13 protein-coding genes are annotated in these 11,041 nt (G+C 35.6%); 8 read left to right on the forward strand and 5 right to left on the reverse strand.

The window, feature by feature from the left end; all coding sequences use genetic code 11:
- On the forward strand, window positions 1-1,276 hold a 1,276-nt coding region (locus RT405_RS04910), incomplete at its 5' end, for an ABC transporter ATP-binding protein (protein WP_313468057.1).
- A gap of 85 nt (window positions 1,277-1,361) precedes the next feature.
- On the opposite strand, the gene msrA is transcribed toward RT405_RS04910, so the two are convergent.
- On the reverse strand, window positions 1,362-2,201 hold the full coding sequence (msrA, locus tag RT405_RS04915) for a peptide-methionine (S)-S-oxide reductase MsrA (protein WP_313468059.1): 840 nt from the start codon (window positions 2,199-2,201) through the stop codon (window positions 1,362-1,364).
- 358 nt (window positions 2,202-2,559) lie between these two features.
- On the opposite strand from msrA, the gene RT405_RS04920 reads away from it, so the two are divergent.
- The gene (locus tag RT405_RS04920) at window positions 2,560-2,994 is read left to right on the forward strand and encodes a GNAT family N-acetyltransferase (RefSeq protein ID WP_313468061.1); all 435 of its coding nucleotides are present in this window, start codon (window positions 2,560-2,562) and stop codon (window positions 2,992-2,994) included.
- 176 nt (window positions 2,995-3,170) lie between these two features.
- Here the strand turns inward: RT405_RS04920 and RT405_RS04925 are convergent, their stop codons facing one another.
- Window positions 3,171-4,172: a nucleoid-associated protein gene (locus tag RT405_RS04925; protein ID WP_313468063.1), complete on the reverse strand. Its 1,002-nt coding sequence runs from the start codon at window positions 4,170-4,172 to the stop codon at window positions 3,171-3,173.
- 292 nt (window positions 4,173-4,464) lie between these two features.
- On the opposite strand from RT405_RS04925, the gene RT405_RS04930 reads away from it, so the two are divergent.
- The gene (locus RT405_RS04930) at window positions 4,465-4,863 is read left to right on the forward strand and encodes a general stress protein (RefSeq protein ID WP_313468084.1); all 399 of its coding nucleotides are present in this window, start codon (window positions 4,465-4,467) and stop codon (window positions 4,861-4,863) included.
- Between the two features lie 155 nt (window positions 4,864-5,018).
- Here the strand turns inward: RT405_RS04930 and RT405_RS04935 are convergent, their stop codons facing one another.
- Window positions 5,019-5,234, reverse strand: a complete 216-nt coding sequence (locus tag RT405_RS04935; protein WP_313468065.1) for a DUF378 domain-containing protein — start codon at window positions 5,232-5,234, stop codon at window positions 5,019-5,021.
- A 202-nt stretch (window positions 5,235-5,436) separates the two neighbouring features.
- On the opposite strand from RT405_RS04935, the gene RT405_RS04940 reads away from it, so the two are divergent.
- Together RT405_RS04940 and RT405_RS04945 are read left to right on the forward strand one after the other, a co-directional pair.
- Window positions 5,437-6,900: an alpha-amylase gene (locus RT405_RS04940; RefSeq protein ID WP_313468067.1), complete on the forward strand. Its 1,464-nt coding sequence runs from the start codon at window positions 5,437-5,439 to the stop codon at window positions 6,898-6,900.
- Between the two features lie 44 nt (window positions 6,901-6,944).
- The gene (locus tag RT405_RS04945; protein ID WP_313468069.1) at window positions 6,945-7,394 is read left to right on the forward strand and encodes a hypothetical protein; all 450 of its coding nucleotides are present in this window, start codon (window positions 6,945-6,947) and stop codon (window positions 7,392-7,394) included.
- 110 nt (window positions 7,395-7,504) lie between these two features.
- Here RT405_RS04945 and RT405_RS04950 read toward each other — a convergent pair whose 3' ends face one another.
- On the reverse strand, window positions 7,505-7,921 hold the full coding sequence (locus tag RT405_RS04950; RefSeq protein ID WP_313468071.1) for a YtxH domain-containing protein: 417 nt from the start codon (window positions 7,919-7,921) through the stop codon (window positions 7,505-7,507).
- Between the two features lie 53 nt (window positions 7,922-7,974).
- Window positions 7,975-8,403, reverse strand: coding sequence for a DUF948 domain-containing protein (locus tag RT405_RS04955; RefSeq protein WP_313468073.1), 429 nt, complete (start codon window positions 8,401-8,403; stop codon window positions 7,975-7,977).
- A 222-nt stretch (window positions 8,404-8,625) separates the two neighbouring features.
- On the opposite strand from RT405_RS04955, the gene RT405_RS04960 reads away from it, so the two are divergent.
- From RT405_RS04960 to RT405_RS04970, 3 genes are all read left to right on the forward strand, one after another.
- Window positions 8,626-9,147 carry a PTS glucose transporter subunit IIA gene (locus tag RT405_RS04960; RefSeq protein ID WP_313468075.1) on the forward strand — a complete coding sequence of 174 codons (522 nt, stop codon included), beginning with the start codon at window positions 8,626-8,628 and terminating at the stop codon, window positions 9,145-9,147.
- A 184-nt stretch (window positions 9,148-9,331) separates the two neighbouring features.
- Window positions 9,332-10,039: a response regulator YycF gene (gene yycF / locus RT405_RS04965; RefSeq protein WP_313468077.1), complete on the forward strand. Its 708-nt coding sequence runs from the start codon at window positions 9,332-9,334 to the stop codon at window positions 10,037-10,039.
- Window positions 10,040-10,045: 6 nt separating this feature from the next.
- Window positions 10,046-11,041, forward strand: a 996-nt coding sequence (locus tag RT405_RS04970; protein ID WP_313468078.1) for a HAMP domain-containing protein, incomplete at its 3' end; no start/stop codon positions are given.

Raw genomic sequence — 11,041 nt, forward strand, 5'->3', positions numbered from 1 at the left:
AGTCATTCTCTTTTTTATGGATTGGAAAATGGCCTCCATTATGTTTTTATTAGTCCCAATAGTAGCGTTAGTAATATTGCCAATTGGACGAATTATGATGAAGTTAGGGCGGCAATTACAAGCAGCTACCGCAAAATTTAGTGGCGAAATTACTGAAAAAGTCGGTGAAATTCGTTTGATAAAAGCAAGCAATGGTGAAAATTTTGAAGAAGAAAGAGGCAATTCCTTTATTCATGACATTTACAAAATTAGTATTAAAGATGCTCGAGTTGAAGCGATTTTGCAACCGATTATGATGACTATGATGTTAGGGATGTTTGTCGGAATTTTGGGATATGGAGCAATTCGTGTGCAAGCAGGTACCTTAACAAGCGGTTCACTAGTAGCGTTTCTCTTGTACCTCTTTAATATTGTTGCTCCTGTCACAACTTTCGCTACTTTCTTTTCTCAAGTGCAAAAGGCCATGGGAGCAACGGAACGGATTGATGGGATTTTTCAAACACCAATGGAAAAAATACATGAAGGAACTGTTCATGATGTTGAAGGACAAACGCTTATTGCGGAGAATATCACATTTGGTTACGAAGAAGATCGACCTGTTTTGAAAGAGATTTCCTTTAGAGCAGATCCCAATACAGTGATTGCTTTTGCTGGACCAAGCGGAGGTGGTAAATCGACGATCTTCTCTATTCTAGAACGTTTCCATAAACAAACATCTGGAAAGATTTCGATTGATGAAACAGACTTAGAGACCATTAAGATTGCTGATTGGCGGCGACAAATTGGATATGTTTCCCAAGATAGTGCAGTATTTGCTGGTTCGATTCGAGATAATCTAGTATATGGATTAGATAAAGAATTGACAGAAGATGATTTGTGGAAAGGGTTAGAACTAGCCTACGCTGATCATTTTGTTCGAGACTTTCCAGAAGGACTAGATACAGAAATTGGCGAACGTGGAGTAAAATTGTCTGGTGGTCAAAAACAACGGATTGCAATTGCTCGTGCATTTTTAAGAGATCCCAAAATTTTAATGCTGGATGAAGCAACTGCAAGCTTGGATTCTCAATCAGAAGAAAAGGTGCAGCGTGCTTTGGATCAATTGATGACTGGTCGGACAACGTTAGTGATCGCACATCGTCTGTCCACAATTGTGGGCGCTGATCAGATTTATTTTATCGAAAATGGTCAAGTCACAGGACAAGGGACCCATCAAGAATTATTAGAGAATCATGGCTTATATCGCGAGTATGTACAAGAACAAGTCTTGAATTAAAATAAAAACGCAGGTGCTTTTCAATTGAGCAGCCGCGTTTTTTGCAAATAAATTGAATGAACATACCTAACCAATTTACATTTAATTAAGAATGTTTTGTAGACCGGTTGAGTTTAGTACGGATTTTACCTTGTAACTGTTGATAAGCTAAATAGCGTTGACGTGCTCGTTCGATTCTTTTGTATCTCTTACGATTTTTCTTATAAAATTGCTGATGGTAGTTCTCAGCTGGCCAAAATACGGTTGCTGGCTCAATGGTGGTTTCAATAGGGTGCTTGTATTTACCAGATTGCATTAACTGTTGTTTTGACTTTTCAGCAATCTGTCGTTGTTGTTCATTTCGAACAAAAATAATGGGACGGTATTGACTCCCCCGATCTTGAAACTGGCCAAGCTCATCAGTGGGGTCCGTTAACTGCCAATAAAGCTCGATTAAATCTTCATACTGTATAATTCTTGTATCAAAAATAATCTCAACCGCTTCTACATGTCCAGTGTGGCGGCCGCTCACTTGCTCATAAGTGGGATGATCGATGTGTCCTCCGGTGTATCCAGATAATACGGAAACAATCCCATGAAGGGTTTCAAAAGGCTCTACCATACACCAGAAACAGCCTCCTGCGAATATTGCAGAATCTTGATAAGCCAAGTCACCGAGGGAATGTTTCGTAAAATCAAATTTAACGTTGGCAGCAGGATTACCGGTTAAGCTGTTATAAAAATCCGTCACATCAGGCGTTAAATTATCCCTTAATGCAAGTGGACGCAAATCAGCTTCAAGCTTTGAAAGTTGCCCCTCAAAATTTGTATCCTCTTCTAAGGCATCTTTGGTTGACTGTAATAATGATCGTTCCCATTCCCGAGTCGCTGGATTGAGGATAAGATTATAAAGTGCATTGAGTGTCTCTTCGTGATTTATTTCCATCTTGACGACCACCCTCAAGTTATTTTTTAATAAATGAATTCTTTAGTTTTTGTGTACTAGAGATGTTACTCATATTTATTTATGCCATACACAACTTACAGTAGAATTAAACTGTGGGATGCTGATTCTTTTTCTATATTATACATCAGTAAGTATAATCTCAGTACTTTTAAAAATTAATTTATTTTAATCGCTAAAGCAGTTTGTAGTATTTTTTATGAATGAGAATTCGCTCTCCAATCCCATGTAATCTTCCCAGTTACAAAAAAATTAATAAACTTATTTTCACCATTTCTGGCATATACAGATCGTTCTTTATTACATATAATTTGGTTAGATAATGAAAGGGGTGGAAAGAGTGGAATTGACAATTCGTACGATAGAAAAAAAAGATTACCTTGATATATTGGATTTATGGAATATTGAAATAGGCAATACGATGGTTAATAGTAAAAATATTGAAGAGTACTACGAGGAAATGGCTATGGATAAACGTTATCAAACTTTTGTGGCAATAGATGGAAATCAAGTGGTCGGATTTATTACATCTGTTAATTCACTAGCTGTCGGATTAGAAAATGGGTTCATTCATATCACTGGTTTAGCTGTAAAAGAAAAATATCAAAGACAAGGAATTGGAAAAAAATTACTCCTATATCTTGAAGAATATGCCAATAAAATCGGTGTTCGTAGTTTAATTTTAAACAGCGGAGTTCAACGTAAAAAAGCACATGAATTTTATGCGGAAAATGGGTATTCAAAAGACTCTTTCTGTTTTGATAAAACTATTTAATCAAAAGAGATCAAGTAGGTGCCTTTAAAATTTTTTTCCGCTTTGGGTATTGATCTCTAGCAGAAAAAGCTTATCTCTTAAAAATAAAATAAATCGTATCCTTAATGAATATAGACTACTCATTAAGGTACGATTTTTCTATTTTAATCTCCTATGGACTTATTTCGCATAGTTTATTAAAATAAGTTTTTTATTTTTTCAATATTTTTAATCATAACTGAAGTAGTTCCGTCTGGGTTATTAATAAATTCAACAACCTCGGGATCTTTATAAAGTTCTAGCGGGATACTGATTTCTATTCCGTTATCTAAGCGGAATTTTTGCTTCGAATATTTTGGTCCAGCTACGGCTACTTCAGCAGGAGCGCGATCTACATACCCTAATTCTTTTACTTCTTCAAAAAACTTTTCTTTTTTTGCATAATTATCGCCATAAAGCGTCTCCGCAATCACTTGGTTATCAATGACGTTTTCTTTTGTCATACTATGAACAAGCGCTTCTTTCGTATCGGCCAATACTTGGAATTCTTCATCATTGAAAGCTTTACTTGTTTTTTGGACAGCTTTTTTTATGATGGAGATGTTCTCTTTGAGGCTTGGCTGAGGCTTATCTTCTAAAAATAATTCTGTAAAGTAATAAACTTTCTCTGCTAATTCATCAATCAGGTGTTTTTTCTCGATCACATGGTATTCCATATTGGTTAAATTCAGTACCATTCCTTCTTGAATCGCTTGACGAGCGCTCGGTAAGATGGAACGATTCATAATCAATTGGTTCGTTAATGTATCCTCTTCATATGAAACATAATGAGTTATGCTGTCAGAATAATTTAATTTAAAAAGGCCTAGACAAGGTACTTCATCCAAAGTAAAGAAGACAAATAATAAATCAGCTGCCGGTATTTCTGGATTGATTTTTGTAATGGAAAAGAATTTTTCGGTCAGGACCTTTGTAGTTTCAATAAAATCTTCTTGAATAGCAGAAAAAGTCTGGTTTAAAGGGTTATCTGCGGTTAATATTCCGGTTTTCATATTGTCCGAATCTTCTACTTTCTCAATCATGGCATGAAGATAATCCATTGTAAATTTCTCTGTAAGGTCTAATCCAGCAAAAGAAAAAATTGGTACATTGCTGTTCAAATCAAAAATATGTAAAATTGCTTCTTTAATATAAATCATGTTGTTCCCTCCATTTTCAGTCACGCTTAGTAGTATCTCACAAATTTAACAGGTACAAAAGAGATTTCTCAGCAAGCGTGATGAGGAGATGATTTATTAGCGATTTCTAAAGGTTAGGACATTCTATACATCTATAAATCGTACAATTCATTATTGTAATTAGCTCTAGAATTGAAAGTCCATTCAAACAACCCATGAAGTAAGCGTATTAGTTGTATTCCTTTTATAAAAGCGATACCATAAATAGTGTAAAAGAAAAAATTGAAAAACGGGAGTGATGAAAGTGAGTAAAATGATAAAAGGTATTTATACCAACGCACAAGAAACACTCAATGCAATCAATCAGCTTAAAACTGAAGGATATACTGCAAATGAAATCACTGTTGTGACAGGACAAGATAAAAATCCAGAATTAAAAGATTTAAAAGCTGCTAAAGTTTCGACAGCTGATGCCACTAAAGAAGATCACGACGATGAATCGATTTGGGAAAAAATTAAAGAGACGTTTACCGTTAATCGTTATGAAAAAGGCAATCCAGCAGCAAATCCATTAGCTGAGTATGGTGTTTCAGACGATGTAGCGAGCGACTTGGATTATAAAAGCGAATTAGAGGATGGGAAAATTTTGATTATCGTAGATGATGCCAAGGAATTGCGCAGTCACTCGGTAACAGATGAGCCATTAAGCTAAATTAAAGAGAGAAAAATCAAATAAATGTACAAATAAAGCCAGTCATGGACGCCTTTATTTGTACATTTTTTATTGCTAGTCAATTGGTGTTTAATCAGCAGCATAGAAAAAGCTGCCAGTAAAACAGTTTGGCAGCTCATTTTTAAAAAAGTACATTATCTTTCTCTGCGTCCTGCATTTGAAATCAATGGGAAAAACTTTAAAGCATAGAGAGCGCATAGTCCAACAATAACGTAGATGATTTTAGAAAGAATAGCTGTTTGTCCGCCAAAAATAGTAGCAACAAGATCAAATTCAAATAAACCAATCAATAACCAATTTAATCCACCGATAATTAATAGGCCTAGAGCAATACTGTCTAATGTTTTCATGATTTTTTCCCTCCTTTTGTATATGTTCTACTATAAAGTTTTTTACAGATGTGTCGAGTAATACGACTTAACGTATAAAATAGCAGAGATAGGAAAATATTTGATAGAATATACCTTAAAAATTGCCAAAAAAGACTTCAAGCCGTATTCTTAATTAAAAAGACAGTTCTAACTATTTGAAAGATTAGAGAGGAAGAGCGTGATGACTGAAAACGGTGTAATGATGCAGTATTTTGAATGGCATATAGAAGATGATGGGAAACATTGGCAACGCTTAAAAGCAGATGCAAAACATTTAAAAGAAATTGGCATAACTGGCGTTTGGATTCCGCCTTGTTTTAAAGGAACCGGCTCAAATGATGTCGGATATGGGATTTATGATGTTTATGATTTGGGAGAATTTGACCAAAAAGGCACCGTACGAACCAAATATGGAACGAAAGAAGAGTTGAAAGCTGCGATAGACGAATTGCACAAATACGACATACAAGTCTATGCGGATATTGTATTGAATCATAAAGCTGGTGCCGATGAAACAGAGCGCTTTATGGCTAGAGAAGTTGATCCTGAGAACCGAAATCAACCTATTAGTGATCCCTATGAAATCGAAGGATGGACAAAGTTTACTTTTCCTGGAAGAAATGGAGTATATTCGCCATTCCAATGGTCATGGGTGCATTTTTCAGGGATTGATTACAATCAAGAGAATGGAAAAAAAGCGATTTATCGAATTGAAGGAGAAAATAAAGGTTGGGCAGAAGACGACAAGGTGAATAATGAACATGGCAACTACGACTACTTAATGTATGCCGATATTGACTATGCTCATCCAGAAGTAGTTGAAGAAACCAAAAAATGGGCAGAGTGGTTTGTCAATGAGACAGGAGTCGACGGATTTCGTTTAGATGCTGTCAAACATATTAACGAGGACTTTATCTATGATTTGATCCAAACAATGCGTGAAGCGTTTGGAGAACAATTTTTTGTAGTAGGAGAATATTGGGATGCTACTTACAGTGAAGTTGAAGGATACCTAGAAGATCAAAATTTTAATTTAGGCTTAGTTGATGTGGGGTTGCATACGAATCTAGAACAAGCATCAAAATCAGGAGATGAGTATGACTTGTGTCAATTGTTTAATGCTACTTTAATGAAAAAGAATGCTTCTTACGCGGTAACCTTTGTAGATAACCATGATTCACAACCTGGACAATCCTTAGAGTCTTATGTTGAGCCTTGGTTCAAACCAATGGCTTATGGTGCCATTTTATTACGAGAAAAAGGGTATCCTTGTGTATTTTATGGTGATTATTATGGCATCAAAGGAGAAAATCCGATAGAACCGCAAAAAGAGATGATCGATTCGCTGCTTTATGTTCGGACTCACTATGCCTATGGAGAACAAAAGGATTACTTAGATCACCCTAATTGTATTGGCTGGACACGTTTAGGGAATGAAGCTTATCCAGATGGGTGTGCCGTTGTAATATCTAATGGAGAAGCTGGATATAAAGAAATGTATGTCGGTGAAAAATACGCAGGTCAAAGCTTTAACGACTATCTAGGGAATAATGAAGAAACAGTTACTGTTGATGACCAGGGAATAGGACGATTTTTAGTGAGTCCTGGTTCAATTTCGGTATGGTTGAAAGACGATAAGGAATAAAGCTAAGAGATCTTCCAATCCAATAATAAAGAAAGGGAGAAAAAATGAAAAACTTACCTATTTTAATCGTATTAGCTGGATTTTTTTTGGTAGGCTGCTCTTCAAACAGCTTATCGGAACCTCCAAAAGACAGTGCGAGTTTTTCTTCAACTAGCGAATCAGTATCAGAATATGTATCAGAAAAGGAGAAAGATACAGTGTTATACCATGGTGTTGTAAAAGAAACGGAAGCGAAAGAAAATCAGCGGATTTTTATTAAAAATTTTGTTCCAGATGCTTCAGTTGCTGATTTGCCAACATATGATGAAGTTATTTTGTCAGTGAGTGAAGATACTCCTTTGATTGATAAACAAACTGAGAAATCACTGACACTCGAAGAAATCAAAGGAAATGCTCAAGTTGATGTGTTCTTATTGGGAAATTTTCCTGTTACCATGTCTATTCCACCACAGATTCCGGGAATGAGTGTTGTTAAAGTTGAGGTTGAACAATAACTTTTTGAATGATAAAGAATAAGTTTAAAAGAACACCCTCTTACGTATGGATTAACGCTCCGTACGTAAGAGGGTGTTCTTAAAAATTCGAACCCAGCTAAATTTTATTATTACAGTTGTCCGCGTTTATCTTGGATTTTTAAATCGTCTGGTGATTCTAAATCTTCAAGCGGCGGATATTCTTCACCTGTTTCAGAAGGCATAGAAGTTTGAACTTGACTAGAATGAAGAATGACATCATCGTTATCAGTTGTTGCCTGTTTCGTATTTAAATCGGATTCAATATTATCAATAGTTTCTGCTAAATCAGGATTTGTGTAATTAACTTCTTCTTCGACTTCACGATAAGTTTCTTTTATTTCATCCGTATAGTTGCTGACTTTATCCATTGCTTGTTTTTTTAAGGAAAGAGCTTCATCTTTAAGATCTTCACGTAATTCTCTGCCTGACTTTGGAGCTAATAGTAATGCTGTAGCGGCGGAAGCTGCTCCAACAAGCAATGTACACATAAAATTATTTTTTGACATAGTAGTAATCTCCTTTAATGAAACTGTTTTTTATTTGTATCCAATCAACTAAATCAAACTGCTTTTTGTTTCTGTGCTAGCTTTTGAATGGTTTTCTTTAGAACAGTAAAAGTTGACGCTTCTGAACTCGATTTTTTATGTGAAAAACTAAAGAATTGAGTAAACAAATCCATTACAGCTTGTTTCAATTCATCAAGAGCATTTTGGAAATCAGCTGTTGACTCAGATAAATACTCAAAATTTTGCGTCTTACCGTTCATTGCCGCTGTCATGCCATTTACTTTTTGCGTCATCTGGTCTATTTTAAGCTTGATCGCATCTGCTTCTTTAGTGAAAAAATCTAGTTTATTTTGAACCGTCTTTGAAGTGTTGTCAATTTCTTTCATTAAGCTAGAAACTTTTTTACCGATCATTATTCCAAATACAATCAATGCTATCAAGGCTAAAACAGCAATGATTATTGCAATGATGCCACCTGACATATAGTTTCACGCCCCTTTCTATAGTAAAACACTCTTTATTGTCTTTAGAATACCACTAAATGTATGAATAACCAAACAATATGTAATCGGATTCTCCTTACTAAAATTAGAAAAACTGTTTTTTTGAACTTGTAGTCAAAATGGAATTTATCCGTTACAATAAAGGATAACTGAACGAAAAGGACGTTTTATTAAAAAAGATAAACGAGGAGAACTGAGAGGATGGTTAAATTGGGTGCCCATGCAGACCAAATGAATAAAAAAAAGGAAATAAAAATAGAATTATTCTCTGTTACAGATGGAGAAATCATAGCAATCGAGGACGTAGCGGATCCCGTTTTCTCTGAAAAAATGATGGGAGACGGCTTTGCTATGGAGCCGACTTCAGAAATTGTGCTTGCCCCTGTCACTGGGCAGTTATTTCAGGTAGCCGATACACTGCATGCATATGGTATTCTGACAGAAGAAGGGATAGAAGTATTGGTCCATGTTGGATTAGATACAGTTACTTTAAGAGGAGAAGGCTTTACAAGCTCTTTAAGAAGAGGCATGCTAGTAAAACAAGGAGAGCCGTTAGTTCAAATGGACAGTGATTATTTAATTAGCCGCGGTTGTAAATTAACCATTTCTGTAGTCGTGATAAACGGCAGCAGCGATCTTTACCATTATGAATTAAACAAAGAAGAACATGCGGTAGCTGGAAAAACATTGGCTTTAACAGTTTTTAAATCGATAGAAAAATAAAGAAGATAGAAGCAGAAACCTGAAAAATGTTTTTTCAGGTTTATTTTCTTAATCTGTTAACGAGAGCAAGAAAGCGATATTCTAATTTTTTTGCACTTTTTTCAACGGTTAGGTATAATGAAGGATAAAGTGGAATGATTGTGTCCTCTTGTCTGAAAGTTTGAAACTCCAAGGAGGGTTTACATTGAAAAAGATACTAGTAGTGGACGACGAAAAACCAATTTCAGATATTGTGAAATTTAATTTAACAAAAGAAGGGTATGACGTTTATACCGCTTATGATGGTGAAGAAGCCTTAGAAAAAGTTGAAGAAGTTGAACCAGATTTAATTGTATTGGATTTAATGCTGCCTAAAATTGACGGATTAGAAGTGTGTCGGGAAATAAGAAAAACACATGATATGCCGATCATTATGGTGACAGCGAAGGATTCAGAAATTGATAAAGTTCTTGGTTTAGAATTAGGTGCAGATGACTATGTAACAAAGCCTTTTTCAAATCGCGAATTAGTGGCACGGGTAAAAGCGAATTTACGGCGCCATGGCAACGCAAGACCAGCAGTGGTTGAAGAAGAAGAAACAAATGATATTGAGATAGGTGCGTTAACCGTACACCCGGATGCTTATATTGTATCTAAAAGAGGTGAAACAATCGAATTGACACACCGTGAATTTGAATTGTTGCATTATCTGGCTAGACATTTAGGACAAGTGATGACGAGAGAACACTTGTTGCAAACAGTTTGGGGATATGATTATTTTGGGGATGTTCGGACAGTTGATGTCACTGTCAGAAGATTAAGAGAAAAGATTGAAGATAGCCCAAGTCACCCGGCGTGGCTGGTCACTAGACGAGGCGTGGGGTATTATCTAAGAAATCCTGAACAGGAGTAATTGTTTATGAAGAAAAAAATCGGTTTTTTTCAATCTATTGATTTTAAAATCGTATTTGTTTTTATTATTTTATTATTGGTTGCACTTGAATTAATTGGGGCGTATTTTATCCGTCAGTTAGAAACCCAATTGGTTGATAATTTCCAAGAAGAACGACGTCTTCAAGTTGGCTTTTTGGATAATACGCTGCAGCCTTTATTGGAAAATGACGAAGATCAGAACTTAACTGAAGAAATCAGCAGACTCTTAGCAGACTTTTCAGGTAATGGTGTGTTGGAAGCTCAAGTCATTAATCCTCAACACCATATTTTAGGAACAAGCGACAGTACAAATCAATCGATTGTCGGCGGAAATTCTAATGACCGTGATGTTCACCAAGCCTTACTATTGAGCAGTAAAATCACAAATCAATATACCGACAAAACAACCAACGACCGCATCTGGAAGTTGGTTTCTCCAATTATAGCGAATGATGGATCTAATGAAGTATTAGGCGTTATTTCACTAAAAACCAATATTGAGAGTGTTTATCAGCAGATAGAAGAAATTACAGTCATCTTTTTAAATGCTTCACTGTTAGCCGTTGGTCTGACAATCCTATTAGCCTTATTTATTTCACGTGCTATTACAAAACCCATTACAGAAATGACCCATCAAGCCATTCAAATGGCAGGAGGAAATTATTCTGGTCAAGTAAAAATTTATGGAGAAGATGAGTTAGGGCAATTGTCACTGGCAATCAATGACCTGTCTATTAAAGTTGAGGAAGCGCAAGAATCGACTGAAGCAGAAAGAAGAAGACTAAATAGTGTTTTAACACATATGACAGATGGGGTTATTGCGACGGATCGCAGAGGAAAAATTGTGATCATTAATGAAATGGCAATGGAAATGTTGAATACTTCTCAAGAAGAAGCCATCGGACAATCTATTTTAAAGGTGCTTAAAAAAGAAAATGAATTTACTTTACGAAAATTATTAAAAACGGAGCAAGAATTGTCT

This window comes from Carnobacterium sp. (genome assembly GCF_032094055.1).
GTDB lineage: Bacteria > Bacillota > Bacilli > Lactobacillales > Carnobacteriaceae > Carnobacterium_A.